We start from the raw sequence: 20,861 nt of genomic DNA, 5'->3' as shown, positions 1-20,861 counted from the left end.
ATGCCCATCCGCCTTCTTCCCCCCACCCTGGTCAACCAGATCGCCGCCGGCGAGGTGGTCGAGCGTCCCGCCTCCGCCGTCAAGGAACTGGTGGAGAATTCCATCGATGCCGGGGCCACCCGCATCGACGTCACCCTGGCCGAGGGCGGTCAGGCGCTGATCGCGGTGGCCGACGACGGAAGCGGCATGGGCCCCGACGAGATGATGCTGGCGGTGGAGCGCCATGCCACCTCCAAGCTGCCCGACGACGATCTGGTGCGCGTCCGCTTCCTGGGGTTCCGCGGCGAGGCGCTGCCCTCCATCGGCTCGGTGGCGCGCCTGACGCTGACCAGCCGGCCCCGGGGCGCGGACTCCGCCTGGAGCCTGTCGGTGGAGGGCGGCGCCAAGGGCGAGCCGGTGCCCGCCGCCCATCCGTTCGGCACCCGCATCGAGGTGCGCGACCTGTTCTACGCCACCCCGGCGCGGCTCAAGTTCCTCAAGGCGGCCCGCACCGAGCTGACCCACGCCGCCGATGTGATCGAGCGCCTCGGCATGGCCCATCCCGGTATCGCCTTCTCGCTGTCCGACGGCGGACGCAAGGTGCTGGACCTGGCGCCCAAGCGCGGCGAGCCCGCCGCCGCCCGGCTGGCCCGCATCGCCCAGGTGGTGGGGCGCGAATTCGAACCCAACGCCCTGGCGCTGGATGCCGAGCGCGACGGAGTGCGCCTCACCGGCTGGGCCGGTCTGCCCACCTACAACCGCGCCACCTCCGCCGCCCAGTACCTGTTCGTCAACGGACGCCCCGTCAAGGACCGGCTGGTGATCGGCGCGGTCCGGGGGGCCTATCAGGACGTGCTGGCCCGCGACCGCCACCCGGTGGTCGCCCTGTTCCTGGAGCTCGACCCCGAACAGGTGGACGTCAACGTCCATCCCGCCAAGGCCGAGGTGCGCTTCCGCGATTCCGGGCTGGTGCGCGGCCTGATCGTCGGCGCCATCCGCCACGCCCTGGCCGGAGCCGGCCACCGGTCCAGCTCGACGCTCACCGGCGTGGCGCTGGGCGCGCTGGGGAGCGGCAGTGCCGCGCCGCCCTCCTTCGGCCATCATCCGCCGGCCCGCCCCTCCTCGGCCCTGGTCCGCGCCGGCATCAACGCCCAGGCGCCCATGGGGCTGGCGGAGCAGAGCCTGGGCCTCGACCTGCCGCCCGCCGCGCCTGCCGCCCGGGCCGACGAGGTGGAGGAGCCCGCCGCCGATTATCCCCTGGGCGCCGCCAAGGCCCAGCTGCACGACACCTATATCGTCGCCGAGACCGCCCAGGGGCTGGTGATCGTCGACCAGCACGCCGCCCACGAGCGTCTGGTGTTCGAACGCCTGAAGCTGGGGCTGGAGGATGGCAAGGTGGCCCGCCAGGGCCTGCTGCTGCCCGAGGTGGTGGACCTGGGCGAGGCCGGCGCCGCCCGCATCGCCGAGCGCGCCGAGGAACTGGCCCGCCTGGGCCTGGGGGTGGAGCCCTTCGGCTCCGGTGCCGTGGTGGTGCGGGAAGTCCCCGCGCTGCTGGGCGATGGCGACGTCCAGGGGCTGGTGCGCGACCTGGCCGACGAATTGGCTGAATGGGGTGCCGCCACCGCGCTGGAGGAGCGCCTGCTGCACATCTGCGCCACCATGGCCTGTCACGGCTCGGTGCGGGCGGGACGCCGGCTCACCATCCCCGAGATGAACGCCCTGTTGCGCCGCATGGAGGCCACGCCGCTGTCGGGCCAGTGCAACCACGGGCGGCCCACCCACGTTTCCCTCAGTCTCGCCGATATCGAGAAGCTGTTCGGGCGGCGGTAGAGCCCGCCCGAAGCGCTCCACTCATACCAAGATGCACTGATCGGAACCGATCAGTGCATCGCCCTCAATCGCCGGGCGCCACCTGTGGCGGCTGGGCTCCCGCCGCATAAGCGGCGCGGCCCTTTGGGCCTATCCATAGAAGTGACCCTTCATGTCATCCCGAGCCTTTGCGAGGGATCTTTCACGCCATGGCGGCAGACGTTTGCGGCTGAAAGATCCTTCCTCCCTGCGGTCGTCAGGATGACAGCTCGGTTCAAATGACGCCCGGCAGCGCTTGACCGCCGTCAAGTACCATAGTTGGTTAGTTGGGTATTGTCGCCTCAGTTGCCTGAAGCGAAGGAATACCGCCATGAGAAAGACCGACAGTTTCCGTAAACATCATGATGGCCTGCGGGAGGTCGTCGGCCGCCTCGAGCCCATGCTGGTGCCGGCCCGCATCGCCGAGGACCCGGCTTCGGTGTCCAAGGTGGTGCTCGACCTGTTCGGCAAGTTTTCCATTCATCTGGCCATCGAGGACAACACGCTGTACCCGAAATGCGCCGCCCATGCCGACGCGGCGCTGCGCCGCACCGCCGCCGAGTTCCAGGCGGAGATGGGCAGCCTGTCCCAGCGCTTCGACGCCTACAAGAAGGCCTGGGCCGGCCCGCTGGCCATCGGCCGCGATCCCGCCGCCTTCGTCGCGGCGACGCGAGAGATCCTGGGCCTGTTCAAGGCGCGGGTGGAACGCGAGGAAAGCCGCCTCTACGACCTGTTCGACAAGGCGGCGTGAGAAGAAGAGAGGAGCCCTCGCCCCGACCCTCTCCCGCACGCGGAGGAGGGCCGGGGCGGCGGACTTTACCCCAGCAGGCCCTTTTCCATCACCGCCACCATGCGCCGCGCGAAGGCGGCCGGGTCGGCGGGGGGCTCGCCCTCGATGATGCGGGCCTGGTCCAGCAGCAGGAAGGCGGCGTCCTCCACGCTTCCATCGGTGCCGCCGGTCTTGACGCGGGCGGCGAGGCCCTTGATCAAGGCGTGGCGGGGATTGATCTCCAGGATGCGGGCGCGTTCGCCCGGCGACTGATTGTGGGCGCGCAGCATCTTTTCCAGATGCATGCTCATCTCGCCCTCGGCCGCCACCAGGCAGACGGCGGATTCGGTCAGGCGGGCCGAGGGGCGCACGTCCTTGACCTTGTCGCCCAGCGCCAGCTTCACCGCCTCGATCAGGGTGGTGAGCTCGTCGGCGGGCGCCTCGTCCGCCTTCTTGTCGTCGGCGCCCTCGGGAGCCTGGACCTTCGAGAGGTCGGCATCGGCGGCAGCCACCGAGCGGAACGGCTTGTCGGCATAGGACGGCACCGCCGACGGCCAGAACTCGTCGATGGGGTCGGTGAGCAGCAGCACCTCGACGCCCTTGGCCCGGAAGCCTTCCAGCTGCGGGCTGGCCTTCAGCTTGTCGAGGTCGTCGCCGGTGATGGTGTAGATGGCGTCCTGGCCCTCCTTCATGCGCGCCACGTAATCGGCCAGCGTGGTCAGGCCGTCGCCATGGGTGGAGCGGAAGCGGCACAGTTCCAGGATGTCGGTCTTGCGCTCGAAATCCTCGTAGATGCCTTCCTTCAGCACCGGGCCGAAGGCGGTCCAGAAATCCTCGTACCTGCCCTCGGCATCCTCGGACTTCTTCTTCAGTTCGCCCAGGATGCGCTTGACCAGGCCGGTGCGGATCTTGGACAGCACCGGATTGTGCTGCAGCATCTCGCGGCTGACGTTCAAGGGCAGGTCCTGGCTGTCCACCACGCCCCTGACGAAGCGCAGATAGGGCGGCAGCAGCTCCTCGCAATCGTCGGTGATGAACACCCGCTTCACGTAGAGCTTCACGTGCTGCTTGCGGTCGGGGTGGAAGATGTCCAGCGGCTTGGAGGAGGGAATGAACAGCAGGCCGGTGTACTCGATGGCCCCTTCGGCCTTGTAGTGCAGCGTGCTCCACGGCTCGTCGAAGGCATGCGCCACGTGGTGGTAGAATTCCTTGTACTGCTCCGGGGTGATCTCGGACTTGGACCGGGTCCACAGGGCGTTGGCCGAGTTGATGGTTTCCTCGTCCTTGTCGCCGTCCCTGAGCCGCACCGGAATGGCGATGTGGTCGGAGTAGCGCTTGACGATGGATTTCAGGCGCCAGGCGTCGAGGAACTCGGTCTCGCCGTCGCGCAGCTTCAAGATGATGGCGGCGCCGCGCGCCGCGTCCTCGGCCGGGGTGACGGTGAACTCGCCCTTGCCGTCCGACACCCACTTCCAGCCCTTGGCCTCGCCGGCCTTGCGGGTGACCACGGTGACTTCCCCGGCCACCATGAAGGCGGAATAGAAGCCGACGCCGAACTGGCCGATCAGGGTGACGTCCTTCTTGGCGTCGCCGGTCAGCCGCGACAGGAATTCCGACGTGCCCGACTTGGCGATGGTGCCCAGATTGGCGATCAGCTCGTCATGGCTCATGCCGAGGCCGTTGTCGATGATGGTGAGCGTGCCGGCATCCTTGTCGGGAACCAGGCGGATGCGGAACTCGGACTCGCCTTCCAGCAGGTCGGGATCGGTGATGGCGGCGTAGCGCAGCCGGTCGCATGAATCCGAGGCGTTGGAGATCAGCTCGCGCAGGAAGATCTCCTTGTTGGAGTAGAGCGAGTGAACGACGATGTCGAGCAACTTGCCGACTTCCGCCTGGAATTGACGCTTTTCTTCGGCCATGGCTTATCCGTCTCCCTTGGGCTGGGGTTGCATGAAAAGGCGCTCTGATATGAGGGGAGCGGCGCCAGCTTGCAAGTGCGGCGATTCTCCGAGACAATGAAGGTTCGCTCCCGGCGTTGCCAAGGCCATGGGAAATGGCTATGTATGGCGCCCCGAGCTTCAAGGTCCCGCCCGGACGGCGGAACTGATTAAAAGAACCGAGTCGCCCGGCCCGCCGCCAAGAGCCTGCCGAAGGCGAACCGAGAGAATGGAGATGTTGATGCAGATTCCCCTCCAGATCACCTTTCACGGTGTCGATCACTCTGACGCCGTCGAAACCCGCATCCGCGAAAAGGTGGCCAAACTGGAGCATCTCTTCGATCGCATCACCAGCTGCCGCGTGGTGATCGAGCAGCACCACAAGAACACCTCGAACCTGCACCACAAGGGCGAGCCCTTCCACATCCGTCTCGCCCTGACGGTCCCCGGCGACGAGCTGGTGGTGAAGCGCGATCCCAAGGACAGCCATGTCAACGAGGACATCTACGTGGCGCTGCGCGAGGCTTTCGCCGGCATGGAGCGCCAGTTGAAGGAATACGTCGACCGCCAGCGCGGCAACGTCAAGGCGCGTGCCCAGGCCTAGTCCTTCCTACCGGCATGGGTGGGCTGGACCCACCCATGCATCAAGCTTTCCGATTACCGGCCGCGGGGTAGTTGAAGTTTCCGCGCGGTTCGGATAAAACGCTGCCATCTATTGCAGCGCAGCATAAGGCTGCACTCCTTCTGGCCGCGTCATGAATATCGATCTCGCCCGTACCTTCCTGGAAATCGTCGACACCGGAAACTTCAACAAGGCCGCCGAGCGCCTGTCGGTGACCCAGTCGACGGTCAGCATGCGCATCCGGGCGCTGGAGGACGAGTTGGGGCGGCCCCTGTTCGTGCGCTCCAAGTCGGGCACCCAGCTCACCGCCGCCGGCATGCAGTTCCGCCGCTACGCCACCACCATGGTCCGCGTCTGGGAGCAGGCGCGCCAGGAACTGGCCCTGCCGGCGGGATTCCGTACCGTGCTCAACGTGGGCGGCCAGTTCTCGCTGTGGGACCGCCTGCTGGTCCAGTGGATTCCCTGGATGCGCACCGCCATGCCCGACGTGGCGCTGAAGGCCGAGGTCGGAGCCTCCGATCAGCTGATGCGCCAGCTGATCGAGGGGATGCTGGATCTGGTGGTGATGTACTCGCCGCTGTCGCGCCCCGGCCTGCACATCGAGAAGCTGCTGGAAGAGCGGCTGATCCTGGTCTCCACCCGGCGGCGCGCCGTGGCGGAATGGGACGAGGATTACGTCCTGGTGGATTGGGGGCCGGAATTCCGCGCCGCCCACAGCCAAGCCTTCCCCGACCTCAAGACCCCGGCGGTGTCGGTGGGGCTCGGCGCGCTGGGGTTGCAGCACATCCTGGCCTATGGCGGCACCGGCTATTTCCCCATGCGGGTGGTGCGCTCGTACCTGTCGGCCGGCCGGCTGTTCGAGGTGACCGGCGCTCCGGAATTCCGCCGCCCGGCCTACCTGGTCCATGCCGAGGACGAAACCCGCGAGGACTGGTTCGACACCGCGCTGGACGGGTTGCGCTACGTCGCCTCGCTGGAAAGCGAGGATTAACTCCCCTTAGACGGCGAGCGTCAACGACGAGACGCACTGTCATGCTGAGCGCAGCGAAGCATCTTTCAGCCCGAGGCGATTGCCGCCTGTGCCTGAAAGCCCCTTCGCCAGGGCTCAGGGTGACACTCTGTCTCTGATTCAGGGCTGGCCGCTTTAATGCTCGTGATCGTGGCCGCCCAGGTCTTCCTCGGCGTGCTTGTGCTCGTGCGGCTTCCAGCCGTGCCTCGACTGCTCGTGCTCGTGGTCGTGCCCGCCCTCGGGGGTGTGGCCGTGGGGGTGGCTGTGCTGGTGCAGGTGTTCATGCGCATGGGTATGGGCGTGCGCATGGGTATGGGTCACGTCGCCGTGAGAGTGGGGATGGGCATGGACGTGGCTGTGCTCGTGGGCGTGATGATGCTTGTGCTCGTGCCCGCTGGATTCGTCGTGATGGTGGCCGCCGTGCATTCGCTTCTCCCGGTCAGATGCGAGGCACCATTCTACGCCGGTCGCCGACGAATCGGAATGGCGGCGTCACCCGTAAGGGAAATAAATAATAAAATTAGATAAAATTTTATTCAAAGATGTTTCCATGTGCTCGTTATTGGTTCGAAAGTTATGACGTACGTAATACAAGTGATCATCCCATTATAAGTGTTGAATTCTTCAAGGCAAAGGCGCAGTGTGAACCGGATGTGAACAAGTACGCTTGAGTTGTAAACGCCATGTCTGGACACGGCCCGAAGAAAACCCAAGCCAATGCGGCGAATTCCCGCTGGTCCAACGCCGACCCCGGGATCGAGGCGATTCGCGCCGCCCTGGAAGGGCCGGTGATCGAGATTCTGCGGCACGAGGTGCTGGCGCTGAAGGGGCTGCCGCGCAATGCCGCCTATGACAAGGCCATGAACGACCCCAAGATGCTCGACGAATGCCTGCGGCTGTTCCGCACCCGCCCCGAACTGTTCGCCAATGTGGTGACGGATTCCGGCAGGCGGCCGATCACCGCCGATCACGACGTCCTGGCCTGCGGCCGCACTCTGGCCGAGGCGGTGGCCCTGGTGGTGCGCGCTTCGGCGCGGCGCTACTTCCGCGCCAAGCTGGACTTCCGCAGCAAGTTCCAGGCGCCGCCGCCCAAGCCGTCCCTGATGAAGCGCGTGGGGCTCGCCCTGGGGCTCGCCCATCCGCCGCCGGCCCCCAAGCACGCCGCCAAGCCCCATTCGCGCTCGGAAGCCCTGTACCAGGCCATCCGCGAGAACCTGCGCTTCGACTGGCAGGTGCTGCTGATCCCCCACTACACCCCCATGAGCCCGTCGCTGGTCAGCGATCTCGGCTCGCGCCTCTTGGACATCCGCGAGGCCGCCGAGCTGCAGGCCCTGTCCTCGCCCGGCAACATGCCCCGCGACGGCAGGAAGCCCCTGCTGCTGGACGAGGCCGGGCGGCTGCTGGTGGCGGGCAAGGACACCATCGATGCCGACATCCTGTGGCGGGTGGTGCAACAGATGGATCTGGCCCGGCTGTTTCCCAAGACCGACACCAACCAGCCCCGGCGGGCGGTGGCTCAGGTGTCGGCCACCCATGTGGACGTCATCCGCTCGCTGCTTCCCGTTCTGGGCGGCGACATCCGGCGTTTCACCGCCTTCCTGATGATCGCCTTCGCCACCCTGGGCGAGCAGCGCTTCAAGCAGGATTTCTGCCAGAGCGGGCAGGTGCACGCGGCGCGCAAGCTGGCCGAGCGCCTGGCCAAGGCCGAGCTGCCGCCGCCCTGTCTCGACGATATGAAGCGGGTCTACGGCGCGCTCCTGTCCACCGCCTATGTGGGCGGCGTCGAGGCCGGGCCGTCGCGCATCGACAAGCAGCCCAGACTGAAGCAGGCCCTGGACGCCCTGGGCCCCACCTCCAAGCCCATGTCCATTTCAGGTTAGGGCGCCGTTCTCCAGAACCACCCGACGGGTGGCGAGGCTTTCCACCACCTCGCGGTCGTGGGAGACGATCACCATGGCCTGGGGCAGCCCGGCCAGGATGTCCACCAGCCTTTCCCTGGTCGCCTCGTCCAGCGCGTTGGTGGGCTCGTCCAGCAGCAGGGCCTCGGGCTCCATGGCCAGCACGGCGGCCAGGGACACCAGCCGCTTCTGCCCGCCCGACAGCTTGTGGGTGACGCGGTTCTCGAGGGGCGCGAGGCCCAGCCGCTCCAGGGTGGCGCGGACGATGTCGCGCGCCTCCGCCTTGCTCTTGCCGAGGTTCAGCGGACCGAAGGCCACGTCTTCCGCCACGGTGGGGCAGAACAGCTGGTCGTCGGCATCCTGGAACAGCAATCCCGCCTTGGCGCGGACCTCGACGAAATCGGCCTCGGCGCGGCGCTCCCGCCCGAAGGCGTGAACGGTGCCCGCCTTGGGCCGGATCAGCCCGACCATGACGTGCAGAAGCGTGGTCTTGCCGCTGCCGTTTGCACCCAATAGCGCGACTCGCTCGCCCGCCTGCAGGGCGAAATCCACGCCGTCCAGCACCGGATGGGCGGCATCGAAGGCGTGACGGACGCCTTCCAGGCGGATGAGCTGGCTCACACCATCCCCACGGCGATGACCAGGACCAGGCCGGCGGCCGACGCCGCGCCGAAGCCGAGATCCAGGCGGCCCGGCCCGGCGACGGCGTCGTCGTCCAGGCTGGGGAAGCGGCCGGTGAAGCCGCGGCAGCGCATGGCGGCGTCGATGCGCTCGGCCCGCTCCAGCGAGCGGACCATCAGCATGCCGAACAGATGGCCGATGGAGCGCCAGCAATGCGGGCCGGTACTGGGGCGGAAGGCGCGGGCCCGCATGGCGAGGCGCAGGCGGCGGTACTCGTCTTCCAGCACCGACAGGTAGCGGGTGGTGAACAGGAACAGGTGGACGAAACGCTCGCTCACCCCCAGCCGGGCCAGGGCGCGGCCCAGCACCGGGGCCTCCATGGAGCCCACCAGGGCGAACAGCGCCACCGCCACGGCATTGGCCTTGAGCGCGATGCCCGCCGCCTGGCGCAATCCCTCCTCGGACCCCTCCAGGCCCCACAGGCTGAACGCCGTCCGGCCGGGCACCGTGAAGGGCAGCATGACCAGCACCAGCAGCATGAAGCCTTCCAGGCACAGCAGGCGGCGCGCCGTGGCGGCCAGCGGCAGCCGGGCGGCCACGGCGGCGGCCACGGCGAGGCCCAGACCGGCGCCCTGGGCCGCCAGCGACGGCACCGTCACCTCGGCCAGGGCGAACAGCAGGGCGGCCACCAGCCGGGTGCGGGGGTCGAGACGCTCGATCAGGCTCATGATCCCCTCCGCCGCGATTGCAGCCAGGCCCAGCAGCCGAACAGGCCGAAGATGGTGCCGATGCCGCCCATCAGGTCATGCAGGCGGACCCGGGATTCGTAGGCGTCCAGCTGCTCGCGCAGCGGCCGGATCTGCCGCGCGATGGCGGCTTCCAGGGCGGCGGTGTCGGTGCTGGCGGGTGACGCCGCCTTGCCCTCGGGAAGGCTTGGCGGGAACTCGGCGGCGGGAATGGTGAACTGGGCGGCGTGGCCGTCCTCGGACTCCACCACCACCATATGGTCCATGCGCGCCGCCACCCTCTGGCGGAAGCCGCCGTCGGGACCGGTGACGAAGCCGGTGACCAGCGACCCGTCGCCCCCCAGGATGCGGCCCGGTACGCCGGCGGCCTTCTCGCCGCCGACGAAATAGGCCGAGCCGGCGATCTCGGCGCCTTCCACCGTGGCGAACACCTTCAGCTTGTGGGCCTGGGCGGGGGCGGCCAGCAGCAGAACGGCGAGGAATGCGGCCGCGCCCCTCATGCCAGGGCCTCCGGCTTGACCCGGGAGAGCAGGCCGATGGCGGCGGAGGCGAACACCGCCTCGATCCCCATCACCGGCAGATGGGTCAGCACCACCAGACGGGCGGCGGCCTCGAATTCGCGGCCCGACGCCGCCAGCGAGCCGGCCACCATCAGCCCGGTCAGCAGCACGGCACCCCCCGAGCACAGGGCGGCGACCCACGCGGTACGGCGGGGTCGGTCGGGGCGCCACAGGCGGCGGAACACCAGCCCGGCCAGCACGGCGGGCACGGCCATGTTGACGGTGTTGACCCCCAGCACCAGCAGGCCGCCGAAACCGAACATCACCGCCTGCAGCAGCAGGGCGGCCAGCAGGGCGGGAAAGGCGGCCCAGCCCAGCACGATGCCGGCCATGCCGTTGAGCAGCAGATGCACCGAGGCGGGACCGGCCGGCAGGTGGATCAGGGAGGCGACGAACATCACCGCCGACAGCATGGCCACCTTGGGCACGCGGGCCGGCTCCAGCTCCTTCAGGCCGCGCGCCACCCCGGTGGCGGCGAGGATTCCCCCCGCCACCAGCACCGGATTGGACAGCACGCCATCGGGAATATGGGCCATGGGCGGCGGGGCTCCCTACCTCATGTCCTGGGCGCGCACCCAGATCAGGCCGCCCAGTTCGGTCTTGGCCGGCTTGCCATCGGGGCTTTTCGCCGGCTTGTCGCCGTCCACCAGGGCGGCGAAGCCCCACCAGCCGGCGCGCGGCATGGCATAGGCGAACTGGCCCGAGGCATCGGCCTTGATCACCTGGGTGACGAAGGGGTCCGACGGCGGCTTGACCGAGCCGTCGTTGCGCCATTCCACCTCGATCTCGGCGAAGGGCAGCGGCTTGCCGTTCTTGCGGACGATTCCCCGGAACAGGTTGCCGGTCCACAATCCGTAGGGCCGCGCCAGCGGCTCGATCTCGACGGGCAGGCCCACCGCCTTGTCCCAGCCGCCGCCGCCACCCGCGAAATCCACCACCACCTTGGTGTAGTGGACGATCCACTTGCCCTCGCCCTTCTCCCAATAGGGGGCGGGCTCGACGAAGAACACGTGGTCGCCGGGCTGGTCCAGCCGGAACCCGGCGCTGAACACCGTCTTGTCGCCGGCCTTGCCGGGCACGAGGCTGGCCTTGAGGTCGCGGACCTTGCCGCCGCTCAGCACGCCGAAGCGGACCGGCGGGGCCATCTCCATGACGGGTCCCCGCTCCATGGGATGGGTGAAGGCCAGGTCCAGGCGGATGTCGCGCGGATCCTGCTCGGCGACGATGTCGGCCGAGGGGATCAGCTCCTGGAAATGGGCCGCCGCCACCCCGGGAAGCAGCCCCAGGACGCAGGCGATCAGGCTCGCGGCCCCCGGTCTCGCCATTCCCCCCTCCTAAAAAATTATGCGACTTCGTTGCTTGCCGGGCCGAGCATACGCGGGGGCGGGTGGCAGGCCAAGCGCTATTTGGGCCAGCCCCCGGCTATGTGACGGACGGCCGTCTCTCGCTCCGCATCACGTAAAGGCCGGACGCCATCACCACCAGCGCGCCGGCCAGGGTGTTGAGGGTGGGAATCTCGGCGAAGACCAGCCAGCCCAGGCTGGACGACACCACGATGTGGAAATAGTCGAAGGGCGCCACCGTGGAGGCCGGGGCGAGGCGCACCGCCTGACTGATCAGCAATTGGCCGGTGCCGCCCAGGATGCCGGCGGCGGCGAACAGCGCCCAGGCCCCCGGATCGGGCGCTCGCCAGACCAGGGACAGGGCGGCGCCGGTCAGGATCAGGGTCAGCACCGAGAACCAGAACACCGTGGTCACCGCCGCCTCGGTGCGCCCCATGTCGCGCATCAGCACCATCACCAGGGCGTAGAGCACGGTGCCGGCCATGGCGAAGGCGGCCCCCGCCCCCAGCAGGTCGCCGGCCCACACGTCCGGCCCCGCCACGATCAGGATGCCGCCGAATCCGGCCGCCACCGCCGCCCAGCGGCCGGGCGACACCCTCTCCTTCAGCAAGGGCACCGACAGCGCGGTGATCAGCAGCGGCGCGGCGAAGCCGATGGCGGTGACCTGGACCAGGGGCAGGCGGTGGAAGGCCATGAAGAAGCACCCCACCGCCAGCAGGCCGATGGTCGAGCGCAGCGCATGCGCCCAGGGCCGCCTCGTCGCCACCACCCTGATGCCGCCCCGCCACAACAGCGGCGCCAGCGGCACCAGGCCGAATGCCGCCCGAAAGAACAGGACCTGGATCACCGAATAGTCGGCCATCAGCAGCTTCACCACGGCATCCATGCCGGCGAACACCGAGGTGGCGGCCAGCATGGCGGTGATGCCCCGCATGGGATTACCCGATGGGGCGGGGAGAGAATGAAAGTCCGATGACACGCTTTGACGCCCCTTGACGCATGGGCGATTGAATCCCATATGCAAACGCGAAAACATGGCCTATCACAGGCAGTTACTGCATTGCACAATACTTGTGGCAACGCAAAAATACGTAGAAAACCAGAATAATTGATACTAAAGCGACTCTGTCAATTCCTTGTCTGGTCCTGTATAGTCCATTCCTGAGCTACAACCGGAAAAAGGGGGCTGCCATGCTGTCAAGCGCGTACAGATCCACCCCGCAACCGGCCGAAATCCGCGTCGTGCGCCGCCTGGGCGCCGCGATCGGCGGCCGCTCCGCCCGAGCCCTGGCCTATTGTGCCGGCGGCATCGAGCCGACGCTGGACGAGGTCATGGCCGACCCCATCGTACACCGCCTGATGGCCCGCGACGGCGTGGCCCTGGACTCGCTCAATTCGCTGATCGCCGAGGTGCGGGGCCGCCTGCTTTAGAAGGACGGTGTCCGACCACGCGGCAAGCCCCCGAGAGGGGGCTTTTTGCGTTCCGGTCAGCGTCGGGACGAGGAGGACGGCGGAGCCAGGGGTTCCGAACGGATGCCTGCCGCCGGCGCCGGGCGCGGCACGGGGGTGGAATCGTAGCCGCCTGCGCCCCCTTCCGACTGCCGGGGCGCCACGGTGACCGAGACCACCGAGCCGTAGACGGTGCGCCGCTCCACCTGGACGGTGGCGGCGCGGTCGCCGCGCACATAGGTCAGCACGCTGGTCTCGGTGATGACGCTCATCATGGGCTGCCAGCCGAAATTGGGCATCTGCTGCTGATAGAAGGCGGTGACCTCGTTGGCGTCGTTGAACAGCCGCATCACCACCCGGCCGGTCCAGCGGTCGCGGTCCGACAGGATCAGCGAGCGTTCGTTGTCCATGGTGGCGCCCGACGGAATGGGAATGTCGGTGACCAGCTGGAAATTGGCCGGCTGGTCGCCTTGGGCGGCGCTGGAGGCGGGCGGCAGGTCGGTGCCGCGCGAACAGGCCGCCAGGCCGAGGGCGGCGGCGAGACACAGGGCAAGGCGAAGCGACGGAAAGTTCATGGCCTTGAAAATACTGTGAAGGCTGGGGACTAACAAGGGAATGTTTACATCCGGCGATACCGGCCCAAGATGTGGAGCCTACCCCAGTGCGTAATGCTCCAGCGCGTCGTATTGCGCCCCCTGGCGGCCCAGGGTGCTGCGGAACAGGGTGAAACGCTCCACCGCCACGTGCTCCTCGCGGAAATGGCCGGTGGCATCGATGAAATCCTGCAGACGTCCCGGCGGGGTGTCCTTGAGCCGCGCCAGGGTGACGTGGGGATTGAACCTGCGCGGCTCGGGCTTGGCGCCCGCCTGCACCACGGCGGCATCCACGCGGGCGGCGAGGCGCGACAGGGCATCGGAGCGCTCGACACCCAGCCACATGGTGTGGGCCTGGTGGCGGTCGCCGAACAGGCCCAGCCCGGTGAGCGTCAGGGCGAAGGGCGGCTCGGCCAGGGCGGCGAGGTTGTGGTGAATCTCCTCGGCCAGATCTTCCTCCACCTCGCCGATGAAACGCAGCGTCAGGTGCAGGTTGGCGGGTTCCACCCAGCGGGCGCCGGGCAATCCGCGTTGCAGGGTGGCGATGCGGGCGGCGAGGTCCTGGTCGAAGCCGATCCCCACGAACAGACGGATCACGGCCGGGGCTCCGGCAGCAGGACCAGCACGCCGGTGAAGCCGTAGAGGTGATCGCGGCTGATCTCGCCGTTGGCGAAGAAGCCGATCAGGGGAAAGTCGCCCAGCACGTCGTGCAGCAATTCCGGCTCGGCGCCCGGATGGCCGAACATGTGCTCGCCCCGCCCCGTGCACGAGACGTAGAGCCCCGCCCGGATGGAGCGGCCGTCCAGGCGCTCCTTCAATCCCTCCAGCATGCGCTTCAGGTCCATGCGGGCGGCGTTGGCGTCGCGGCGCACGAACATCAGCCGGCTGCCCTCGTCGGCGTGGTCGCCGATGGCGATCCAGCCCTGGTTGGGATCGATGCCGATCAGGGTGCGGACCTGATAATCGTGGCCGTCGTCGCCCTCCACCGGCAGGCCCACATGGATGTAGCCGGCGATGCGCCGCAGGTCGCGGGCCAGCAACTCGCCCACCTCCTCCTTCAGCACGTCGAGCGCCGGGCGGCCGTCCAGCGCCATCACCACCCCCTGCCAGGACTCGGTGACGGTGTGGATGGCGCCGAGCGGAGAACAGCCCTGGGTCATGCCGGTCAGCACCTCGATGCCCGAGCCGAGCAGCACTCCGGCCAGCCCGCCATCGGTGGCGATGCCGGCCAGTTGGGCCGCCGGCCCCGCCGCGCTCATCAGGCCGCCGGCCAGGAATCCGGCCTCGGCGGCCAGATCGACGATGGCCTGGGGCACCTCGGGGTCGCGGGGGTCGCCATGGACCAGCCCGACGCAGGGAAAATGGCGTTTGCTCCAGTCGCCGGCGTCGCCGATGAACACCCGGAACTGGTCGGGGGGCAGGCGGCCGACCATGGCGGCCACGGCGCCTTCGTCGCGGATTTCCTCGCCGCCCACGCACAGGCCGGGGGCCACGCCGCCCACCCAATGCTCGATGCGGGTGGTCTCGCGCAGGAAGGTCAGCAGCGAGGACAGATTGGGAGCGAAGGGCTCGGTGGCGTAGAGAAAGCCGAAATTGGCGCCGGGCGGCAGCGGCCCCAGCAGGTCGAGGCAGGCCTTGGCGGTGGTTCCCCAATGGTTGCCCCTGGCATGGGCGACACGGAAGGGCGCGAGAAGGGGGGCGGGGGCGGCGGTCACGGCTTTCCCCTTTCCAGCAGCTTGCGCACCGAGGGCAGGATGCGTTCGACGATCACCTCCACACCCCTGGCGTTGGGGTGCAGGCCGTCGGGCAGGTTGAGACGGGGGTCCCCGGCCACGCCGTCCAGGAAGAAGGGATAGAATATCACGTCGTGCTCGGCGGCCAGGCGGGTGTACACCGCCTTGAACTCGGCCTCGAAGTCCTTGCCGTAATTGGGCGGCGCCAGCATGCCGGTCAGCAGCACCGGAACGCCCGCCGCCCGGAACCGCTTCAGGATGGCGTCGAGATTGGCGTGGGTCAGCTTGGGATCGATGCCGCGCAGCCCGTCATTGGCCCCCAGTTCGAGAATGGCGAGGGTGGGCCTGGCGGCCAGCGCCCAGTCGAGGCGGGCCTTGCCGCCCGCCGTGGTGTCGCCCGACACGCCGGCGTTGATCAGGCTGACCTCGCGGCCTTCGGCCCTCAATGCCCGTTCCAGCCGGGCGGGGAACGCCTCCTCCGGCGCCAGGCCGAAGCCGGCGGTGAGCGAATCGCCGAGCGCCAGGATGCGGATCGCGGGCGCCGCCCGGGCCATGCCTGTTCCTCCAGCCACATTGACAAGCGCCAGGACGGCCCCATATCGCAAGACCGCGCGCCGTTCCCGGCCTATCCTGTCCAAGACACCCCGTTCGTTCAAGAAAGTCGCCCTCGCATGCATCAGCGTCCCGTCGCCGGCCTTCCCTTGGTTTCCCTGGAGGCCGTCCATCTCAACTTGGCGAGCCTGGCGGGCGAGGTCAATGTCCTCGATGGCATCGACCTGGACGTGGCCTCGGGCGAGACGGTCGGCGTGGTCGGGCCGTCGGGTTCGGGCAAGTCCACCCTGCTGATGGTCATGGCCGGGCTGGAACGCCCCACCTCGGGCCGGGTGAGCGTGGGCGGCACCGATTTCTCGGGCCTCGACGAGGACGGGCTGGCGCGCTTCCGCCGCGACCGCATCGGCATCGTCTTCCAGAGCTTTCACCTGATTCCCACCATGACGGCGCTGGAAAACGTGGCGGTGCCCCTGGAACTGGCCGGGCATGCCGATCCCTTCGGGGCGGCGGAGGAAGAGCTGGGCCGGGTCGGGCTGGGCCGGCGCCTGTCCCACTATCCCGGCCAGCTTTCGGGGGGCGAGCAGCAGCGCGTCGCCCTGGCCCGCGCCTTCGTCACCCGGCCCGGCCTGCTGCTGGCCGACGAGCCCACCGGCAACCTGGACGGCGCCACCGGGCGTGCCGTGATGGATCTGCTGTTCGACCTGAATGCCCGCTTCGGCACCGCCCTGGTGCTGGTCACCCATGATGACACCCTGGCGGCGCGCTGCGGCCGGGTGGTCCGGGTCGAGGACGGGAAGATACGGTCATGAGCGAGGCAAAGCCGAGCGCGGGCGCGTTGAGCGCCCCGGAGCGACGACGGAGCGAAGCGGAGGAGGGAAGCGGAGGAGCCAAGCGCGCGGAGGCGCGCGCCCGGCGCTTGAGGGGCAGTGTAAAATGATCCGTCTGGCGACCAGGTTCGCCCGGCGGGAATTGCGGGGTGGGCTCAAGGGGTTCCGGGTGCTGGTGGCCTGTCTCGCCCTGGGCGTGGCGGCCATCGCCGGGGCGGGGTCGTTGCGCGCCGCCTTCGACGCCGCCCTGGCCGAGGATGCCCGCGCCCTGCTGGGCGGCGACCTCGACATCCGCCAGACCCACCAGCCCTTCGACGCCGGCATGCTGGCGGCGCTGTCCGGCCTGGGCCGGATCACCGAAGGCATCGAGATGCGGGCCATGGTCCAGGTGGACGGCAACGCGCGGCGGTCCCTGGTGGAACTGAAGGGCGTCGACGGGGCCTATCCCCTGGTGGGAGCGCTGGAGCTTTCAGGCCTGTCATCCCGAGCGGAGCGAGGGTTCTCCGTTCGGAACAATGGTTCAGGATCGGCACCGATGGCACAGGCGGAGATCCCTCCTCCCGCTGGTCGTCGGGATGACAATCCCGTATTTGCTTTCGACAACGGCCAGTGGGGCGCGGCGGCCGAGGCCAACCTGCTGGACCGCCTGGGACTGAAGGTGGGCGACGTGGTCAGCGTCGGCGACGCCACCTTCCGCATCAACGCGATCATCGCCAAGGAACCCGACCGGGTGGCGACGGCCCTGTCCTTCGGCCCCCGGCTGATGGTGGCCAACGGCGCGGTGGAAGCCACCGGGCTGATCCGCCCCGGCTCGCTGGTGCGCCATACGCTCCGCCTGCTCCTGCCCGAGGGCGGCGACCCGGCGGCGGCCAAGGCCGATCTGGCCCGGCGCTTTCCCGATTCTCCCTGGCAGGTGCGCGACGTGGCCGAGGCCTCGCCCGGCGTGGGGCGCTTTCTCGACACCATGGCCTCGTTCCTGTCCCTGGTGGGACTGACCGCCCTTTTGGTGGGCGGCATCGGCGTGGCCAACGCGGTGAAGGCCTATCTCGACGGCCGCATCGGCACCATCGCCACCCTGAAATGCCTGGGCGCGCCCTCGGACCTGATCTTCGCCACCTATTTCCTGCTGGTGGGATTGCTGGCCGGGCTCGGCATCCTGCTCGGACTGGCGGCGGGCGCCGCCCTGGTGCCGCTGGTGGCCGGGCTGGGGGCCGAGCGCATTCCCCTGGCGCTCAAGACCGGGCTTTATCCCCGCCCGCTGATGATCGCCGCCGGATTCGGGGCGCTGTCGGCCCTGGTCTTCACCCTGTGGCCCCTGGCCCGCGCCAAGGCGGTGCCCGCAGCATTGCTGTTCCGCCGGCTGGTGGCGCCCGAAGCCGGGCCGGTGGGCAAGACGATGTGGGCCGCCCTGGTGCTGTCGGGCGGCGGACTGGCGGCGCTGGCCGTGGCTTCCGCCGCCAACCGCCCCCTGGCCGCATGGTTCGTGGGCGCGGCGGCCGCCACCCTGGTGCTGTTCCGCGCGCTCGCCTGGGCTCTGGCGCGGACGGCCTCGGTTCTGGCGGCCCGTCACGGCAAGGCGGCGGGGCCCACCTGGCGGATGGCCCTGGCCAACCTGCACCGCCCCGGCTCGGCGGTGGTGGGCATGGTGCTGTCGCTGGGCCTGGGGCTGTCCGTGCTGGTGACCATCGCCCTGGTGGAAGGCAATCTCGCCGCCCAGTTCGGCGAGAGACTCCCCGAGCAGGCGCCGTCCTTCTACTTCATCGACGTGCAGCCCGATCAGGTGGAGGAGTTGGAGAAGGTGGTGCGGGACACCGATCCGGCCGCCTCGCTTTCCAAGGCCTCCATGGTCAGGGGCCGCATCACCTCCATCGGCGGCGTGCCGGTGGGACAGGCGAGGATCGCCCCCGAGGCGGAATGGGCGGCCAGGGGCGACCGCGGCCTGTCCTCGGCCTCCGCGTTCCCCGAGGGCACGCGGCTGGTGGCGGGCAAGTGGTGGCCCGAGGACTACCAGGGGCCGCCGCTGGCCTCGGTGGACGCCGCCGTGGCCAAGGGCTTCGGCCTCAAGGTGGGCGACCGGCTGGGCCTCAACGTGCTGGGCCGCGAGATCGAGGTGGAGGTGGCGTCCCTTCGCCAGATCGACTGGTCGAACCTGTCCATGAACTTCGCCTTCCTGTTGTCGCCCGGCGTGCTGGACGGCGCGCCGCACACCTACATCGCCACGCTGCGCACCCAGCCCTCCATGGATGCGGTGGTGGAGAAGGCCGTCACCGACCGCCTGCCCAACGTCTCGTCCATCCGGGTCAAGGAGGCGCTGGAAGCGGTCAAGGCCATCATCGCCGAAGCCGATCTGGCGGTGCGCCTCGCCGGACTGGTGACGCTGGCGGCGGGCGCCCTGGTGCTGGCCGGGGCGGTGATGGCGGGACACCGCCGCCGGGTATGGGAGGCGGTGGTGCTGAAAGTGGTGGGAGCGACGCGCGGTCAGCTGTGGCGGGCCCATCTGGCCGAGTTCGCCCTGATCGGCCTGGTCACCGGCCTGGCCGCCGCCCTGGTGGGTTCGCTGGCGGCGCGCGCCATCCTGATTCACGTCATGAAGACCGACTGGGTGTTCCTGCCCGGGGCGACGGCGGCTACCCTGGCCGCCTGCATGGCCGCCTCGCTGCTGGCCGGCTTCGTCGGCACCTGGAGGGCCCTGGGAGCCAAGGCGGCGCCGTTACTGAGGAATGAATGAATTCCGTGTAACTTGATTCTTTCTCGAAGTGCCTCATATTGGTGTTCAGGTTCAACTGAGTGTTCAAAGGAACGACCATGGCTTTCGGAACAGACCGCAGATACATGAGTGCCGCCCAGGCGGAGGCTGCTCAGATCGACGTGGGTCTGCGGCAGTACATGCTGAGTGTGTACAACTACATGGCCTCGGCCCTGGCTCTCACCGGCATCGTCGCCTGGGTGATCGCCAGCTTCGATCCGCTGACGGCGGTGGTCGTCAAGTCGCCGCTCAAGTGGGTGTTCATGCTGGCCCCCCTGGGCCTGGTGTTCTTCATGAGCGCCAAGATCGAGAGCATGCGCGCCTCGACCGCCTCGACCCTGTTCTGGGTCTATGCCGGCCTGATGGGCGCCTCGCTGGCCTCGGTGTTCCTGGTGTTCACCGGCGCGTCGGTGGCCCGGGTGTTCTTCATCACCGCGGCGGCCTTCGCGGGCCTCAGCCTCTACGGCTACACCACCAAGAAGGACCTGTCCGGCATGGGCAGCTTCCTGATCATGGGCGTGTGGGGCCTCTTGATCGCCGGCCTCGTGAACATCTTCCTGGCCAGCCCCATGCTGCACTTCGTCATGAGCGCCGCCGGCGTGCTGATCTTCGCCGGCCTGACCGCCTACGACACCCAGAACATCAAGCAGATGTACTGGGAGGGCGACCACTCCGAGGTGGCCCAGAAGAAGGCGGTGTTCGGTGCCCTGCAGCTCTACATGGACTTCATCAACCTGTTCATGTTCCTGCTGCAGTTCCTGGGTGTCCGCCGCGACGAGTAGTCGTAGCGTCCAAGCGAACGAACGGACCCGCCCCGAAAGGGGCGGGTTTTTTCATGGGTCGGGCACCACCAGGTCGCGGTAGGCGTGCCAGCTGGCGTGTCCCGCCACCGGCAGGGCGATGACCAGACCCACCAGACCCAGCACCAGGCCCAGACCGGTGATGCCGGCCAGCAGGGCCGCCCACAGCAGCATGGGGCCGGGATTGCGGACCACCGCCATCACCGACAGCGCGGCGCCGGCGAAGAAGTCGGTGCGCCGCTCCAGCATGGCGGGCAGGGTCACCACGTTGGTGACGAAGGCGATTGTGGCCAGCACGCCGCCGAAGATGGTGCTGGTGACGATGAAGGCGATGCCGTCCAGGGTGGGCAGCACCGCCATCAGGCTCCGCCAGTCGGTGGGCTGGTTGGGCAGGCAGACGGCGAAGATGATCACCGCGAGGCGCGCCCAGATCATCAGATAGAGCATGTAGATCAGCCCGGCGGTCATCATGTGGAAGCGGTTGGGCCGCCAGCAGGTGAGGATGGGCCGCCATTCCAGGGGCTCGCCCCGCTCCAGGCGCCGCGAAATCTCGTAAAGGCCCAGCGCCAGCAGCGGCGCCACCAGCATGAAGCCTTCCACCAGGGGGGTGATCAGGTATTCCATTCCGGCCAGGGCCAGACCGCCGGTCAAAGCCAGCCCGGCCACCACGAAGGCGCCGCCGTAAAGCAGGCTGAGGCGCCAGGCCGCCCGCGTGTCGCGCCAGCCGGCGGCGACCCAGCCCAGCACCTGGGCGGAGGTGACGGAACGGACCTTTTCCCGCCGGACGGGGGTGTCCTGGGGTGAAACGGTATCGGTGACGGCCATGACA

The 20,861-nt window shown here is 68.7% G+C and carries 22 protein-coding genes; 9 read left to right on the top strand and 13 right to left on the bottom strand.

The window, feature by feature from the left end; all coding sequences use genetic code 11:
* Together mutL and ACV4UZ_RS18100 are read left to right on the top strand one after the other, a co-directional pair.
* Window positions 1–1,809 carry a DNA mismatch repair endonuclease MutL gene (gene mutL, locus ACV4UZ_RS18105; protein ID WP_491602185.1) on the top strand — a complete coding sequence of 603 codons (1,809 nt, stop codon included), beginning with the start codon at window positions 1–3 and terminating at the stop codon, window positions 1,807–1,809.
* Between the two features lie 349 nt (window positions 1,810–2,158).
* Entirely contained in the window at window positions 2,159–2,578 is a 420-nt protein-coding gene (locus ACV4UZ_RS18100; protein WP_491602184.1) for a hemerythrin domain-containing protein, read from the top strand.
* A gap of 65 nt (window positions 2,579–2,643) precedes the next feature.
* On the opposite strand, the gene htpG is transcribed toward ACV4UZ_RS18100, so the two are convergent.
* Window positions 2,644–4,515, bottom strand: coding sequence for a molecular chaperone HtpG (gene htpG / locus ACV4UZ_RS18095; RefSeq protein ID WP_491602183.1), 1,872 nt, complete (start codon window positions 4,513–4,515; stop codon window positions 2,644–2,646).
* Window positions 4,516–4,774: 259 nt separating this feature from the next.
* Between htpG and ACV4UZ_RS18090 the strand changes: the two genes are divergently transcribed.
* The gene (locus ACV4UZ_RS18090; protein ID WP_491602182.1) at window positions 4,775–5,137 is read left to right on the top strand and encodes an HPF/RaiA family ribosome-associated protein; all 363 of its coding nucleotides are present in this window, start codon (window positions 4,775–4,777) and stop codon (window positions 5,135–5,137) included.
* 151 nt (window positions 5,138–5,288) lie between these two features.
* Entirely contained in the window at window positions 5,289–6,146 is an 858-nt protein-coding gene (locus ACV4UZ_RS18085) for a LysR family transcriptional regulator (protein ID WP_491602181.1), read from the top strand.
* A 153-nt stretch (window positions 6,147–6,299) separates the two neighbouring features.
* Here the strand turns inward: ACV4UZ_RS18085 and ACV4UZ_RS18080 are convergent, their stop codons facing one another.
* The gene (locus ACV4UZ_RS18080) at window positions 6,300–6,590 is read right to left on the bottom strand and encodes a hypothetical protein (RefSeq protein WP_491602180.1); all 291 of its coding nucleotides are present in this window, start codon (window positions 6,588–6,590) and stop codon (window positions 6,300–6,302) included.
* A 257-nt stretch (window positions 6,591–6,847) separates the two neighbouring features.
* On the opposite strand from ACV4UZ_RS18080, the gene ACV4UZ_RS18075 reads away from it, so the two are divergent.
* Complete coding sequence (locus tag ACV4UZ_RS18075; protein ID WP_491602179.1) at window positions 6,848–8,044, top strand: hypothetical protein; 1,197 nt, start codon at window positions 6,848–6,850, stop codon at window positions 8,042–8,044.
* Here ACV4UZ_RS18075 and ACV4UZ_RS18070 read toward each other — a convergent pair.
* The 6 genes from ACV4UZ_RS18070 to ACV4UZ_RS18045 form a co-directional block, all read right to left on the bottom strand.
* A complete protein-coding gene (locus tag ACV4UZ_RS18070) occupies window positions 8,036–8,683 on the bottom strand; it encodes an energy-coupling factor ABC transporter ATP-binding protein (RefSeq protein ID WP_491602178.1) in 648 nt (215 codons plus the stop codon). The genes ACV4UZ_RS18075 and ACV4UZ_RS18070 overlap by 9 nt on opposite strands.
* Complete coding sequence (gene cbiQ / locus ACV4UZ_RS18065; protein ID WP_491602177.1) at window positions 8,680–9,411, bottom strand: cobalt ECF transporter T component CbiQ; 732 nt, start codon at window positions 9,409–9,411, stop codon at window positions 8,680–8,682. Before cbiQ ends, ACV4UZ_RS18070 begins: the two co-directional genes overlap by 4 nt.
* Window positions 9,408–9,929: a NikL family nickel/cobalt ECF transporter subunit gene (locus tag ACV4UZ_RS18060; protein WP_491602176.1), complete on the bottom strand. Its 522-nt coding sequence runs from the start codon at window positions 9,927–9,929 to the stop codon at window positions 9,408–9,410. The genes cbiQ and ACV4UZ_RS18060 overlap by 4 nt, the downstream gene beginning before the upstream one ends.
* Entirely contained in the window at window positions 9,926–10,525 is a 600-nt protein-coding gene (gene cbiM / locus ACV4UZ_RS18055) for a cobalt transporter CbiM (RefSeq protein ID WP_491602175.1), read from the bottom strand. The genes ACV4UZ_RS18060 and cbiM overlap by 4 nt, the downstream gene beginning before the upstream one ends.
* Before the next feature lie 15 nt (window positions 10,526–10,540).
* Complete coding sequence (locus ACV4UZ_RS18050) at window positions 10,541–11,314, bottom strand: DUF4198 domain-containing protein (protein WP_491602174.1); 774 nt, start codon at window positions 11,312–11,314, stop codon at window positions 10,541–10,543.
* 97 nt (window positions 11,315–11,411) lie between these two features.
* Window positions 11,412–12,266 (bottom strand): DMT family transporter, encoded by an 855-nt coding sequence (locus tag ACV4UZ_RS18045; RefSeq protein WP_491602173.1) that lies wholly within the window; start codon window positions 12,264–12,266, stop codon window positions 11,412–11,414.
* Window positions 12,267–12,523: 257 nt separating this feature from the next.
* On the opposite strand from ACV4UZ_RS18045, the gene ACV4UZ_RS18040 reads away from it, so the two are divergent.
* Window positions 12,524–12,763: a hypothetical protein gene (locus tag ACV4UZ_RS18040; RefSeq protein WP_491602172.1), complete on the top strand. Its 240-nt coding sequence runs from the start codon at window positions 12,524–12,526 to the stop codon at window positions 12,761–12,763.
* A 56-nt stretch (window positions 12,764–12,819) separates the two neighbouring features.
* Here ACV4UZ_RS18040 and ACV4UZ_RS18035 read toward each other — a convergent pair whose 3' ends face one another.
* The 4 genes from ACV4UZ_RS18035 to ACV4UZ_RS18020 form a co-directional block, all read right to left on the bottom strand.
* Window positions 12,820–13,356, bottom strand: coding sequence for a hypothetical protein (locus tag ACV4UZ_RS18035; protein ID WP_491602171.1), 537 nt, complete (start codon window positions 13,354–13,356; stop codon window positions 12,820–12,822).
* A 78-nt stretch (window positions 13,357–13,434) separates the two neighbouring features.
* A complete protein-coding gene (gene thpR / locus ACV4UZ_RS18030) occupies window positions 13,435–13,971 on the bottom strand; it encodes an RNA 2',3'-cyclic phosphodiesterase (protein WP_491602170.1) in 537 nt (178 codons plus the stop codon).
* Window positions 13,968–15,089, bottom strand: a complete 1,122-nt coding sequence (locus ACV4UZ_RS18025; protein ID WP_491602169.1) for an FIST signal transduction protein — start codon at window positions 15,087–15,089, stop codon at window positions 13,968–13,970. Before ACV4UZ_RS18025 ends, thpR begins: the two co-directional genes overlap by 4 nt.
* Entirely contained in the window at window positions 15,086–15,661 is a 576-nt protein-coding gene (locus tag ACV4UZ_RS18020; protein ID WP_491602168.1) for an arylesterase, read from the bottom strand. Before ACV4UZ_RS18020 ends, ACV4UZ_RS18025 begins: the two co-directional genes overlap by 4 nt.
* 117 nt (window positions 15,662–15,778) lie before the next feature.
* Here ACV4UZ_RS18020 and ACV4UZ_RS18015 point away from each other — a divergent pair, with 117 nt between their 5' ends.
* From ACV4UZ_RS18015 to ACV4UZ_RS18005, 3 genes are all read left to right on the top strand, one after another.
* Window positions 15,779–16,468 (top strand): ABC transporter ATP-binding protein, encoded by a 690-nt coding sequence (locus ACV4UZ_RS18015; RefSeq protein WP_491602167.1) that lies wholly within the window; start codon window positions 15,779–15,781, stop codon window positions 16,466–16,468.
* 124 nt (window positions 16,469–16,592) lie between these two features.
* Complete coding sequence (locus ACV4UZ_RS18010) at window positions 16,593–19,214, top strand: ABC transporter permease (RefSeq protein WP_491602166.1); 2,622 nt, start codon at window positions 16,593–16,595, stop codon at window positions 19,212–19,214.
* Window positions 19,215–19,318: 104 nt separating this feature from the next.
* The gene (locus tag ACV4UZ_RS18005) at window positions 19,319–20,014 is read left to right on the top strand and encodes a Bax inhibitor-1/YccA family protein (RefSeq protein WP_491602165.1); all 696 of its coding nucleotides are present in this window, start codon (window positions 19,319–19,321) and stop codon (window positions 20,012–20,014) included.
* A gap of 51 nt (window positions 20,015–20,065) precedes the next feature.
* On the opposite strand, the gene ACV4UZ_RS18000 is transcribed toward ACV4UZ_RS18005, so the two are convergent.
* A complete protein-coding gene (locus ACV4UZ_RS18000; RefSeq protein ID WP_491602164.1) occupies window positions 20,066–20,857 on the bottom strand; it encodes a DUF2189 domain-containing protein in 792 nt (263 codons plus the stop codon).
* Window positions 20,858–20,861 lie beyond the last annotated feature (4 nt).

This window comes from Paramagnetospirillum sp., from assembly GCF_058402745.1.
This window is presented reverse-complemented; position numbering and strand designations above follow the sequence as displayed.

What these genes read in the sequence shown, in the direction of transcription:
- ACV4UZ_RS18100 (WP_491602184.1), top strand. Translation starts at nt 2,159, where the DNA reads ATGAGAAAGACCGACAGTTTCCGTAAACATCATGATGGCCTGCGGGAG.
- mutL (WP_491602185.1), top strand. Translation starts at nt 1, where the DNA reads ATGCCCATCCGCCTTCTTCCCCCCACCCTGGTCAACCAGATCGCCGCC.
- ACV4UZ_RS18010 (WP_491602166.1), top strand. Translation starts at nt 16,593, where the DNA reads ATGATCCGTCTGGCGACCAGGTTCGCCCGGCGGGAATTGCGGGGTGGG.
- cbiQ (WP_491602177.1), bottom strand. Translation starts at nt 9,411, where the DNA reads ATGAGCCTGATCGAGCGTCTCGACCCCCGCACCCGGCTGGTGGCCGCC.
- ACV4UZ_RS18075 (WP_491602179.1), top strand. Translation starts at nt 6,848, where the DNA reads ATGTCTGGACACGGCCCGAAGAAAACCCAAGCCAATGCGGCGAATTCC.
- ACV4UZ_RS18090 (WP_491602182.1), top strand. Translation starts at nt 4,775, where the DNA reads ATGCAGATTCCCCTCCAGATCACCTTTCACGGTGTCGATCACTCTGAC.
- ACV4UZ_RS18085 (WP_491602181.1), top strand. Translation starts at nt 5,289, where the DNA reads ATGAATATCGATCTCGCCCGTACCTTCCTGGAAATCGTCGACACCGGA.
- ACV4UZ_RS18045 (WP_491602173.1), bottom strand. Translation starts at nt 12,266, where the DNA reads ATGCGGGGCATCACCGCCATGCTGGCCGCCACCTCGGTGTTCGCCGGC.
- ACV4UZ_RS18000 (WP_491602164.1), bottom strand. Translation starts at nt 20,857, where the DNA reads ATGGCCGTCACCGATACCGTTTCACCCCAGGACACCCCCGTCCGGCGG.
- htpG (WP_491602183.1), bottom strand. Translation starts at nt 4,515, where the DNA reads ATGGCCGAAGAAAAGCGTCAATTCCAGGCGGAAGTCGGCAAGTTGCTC.
- ACV4UZ_RS18015 (WP_491602167.1), top strand. Translation starts at nt 15,779, where the DNA reads ATGCATCAGCGTCCCGTCGCCGGCCTTCCCTTGGTTTCCCTGGAGGCC.
- ACV4UZ_RS18080 (WP_491602180.1), bottom strand. Translation starts at nt 6,590, where the DNA reads ATGCACGGCGGCCACCATCACGACGAATCCAGCGGGCACGAGCACAAG.
- ACV4UZ_RS18020 (WP_491602168.1), bottom strand. Translation starts at nt 15,661, where the DNA reads ATGGCCCGGGCGGCGCCCGCGATCCGCATCCTGGCGCTCGGCGATTCG.
- ACV4UZ_RS18050 (WP_491602174.1), bottom strand. Translation starts at nt 11,314, where the DNA reads ATGGCGAGACCGGGGGCCGCGAGCCTGATCGCCTGCGTCCTGGGGCTG.
- cbiM (WP_491602175.1), bottom strand. Translation starts at nt 10,525, where the DNA reads ATGGCCCATATTCCCGATGGCGTGCTGTCCAATCCGGTGCTGGTGGCG.
- ACV4UZ_RS18005 (WP_491602165.1), top strand. Translation starts at nt 19,319, where the DNA reads ATGAGTGCCGCCCAGGCGGAGGCTGCTCAGATCGACGTGGGTCTGCGG.
- ACV4UZ_RS18040 (WP_491602172.1), top strand. Translation starts at nt 12,524, where the DNA reads ATGCTGTCAAGCGCGTACAGATCCACCCCGCAACCGGCCGAAATCCGC.
- ACV4UZ_RS18035 (WP_491602171.1), bottom strand. Translation starts at nt 13,356, where the DNA reads ATGAACTTTCCGTCGCTTCGCCTTGCCCTGTGTCTCGCCGCCGCCCTC.
- ACV4UZ_RS18060 (WP_491602176.1), bottom strand. Translation starts at nt 9,929, where the DNA reads ATGAGGGGCGCGGCCGCATTCCTCGCCGTTCTGCTGCTGGCCGCCCCC.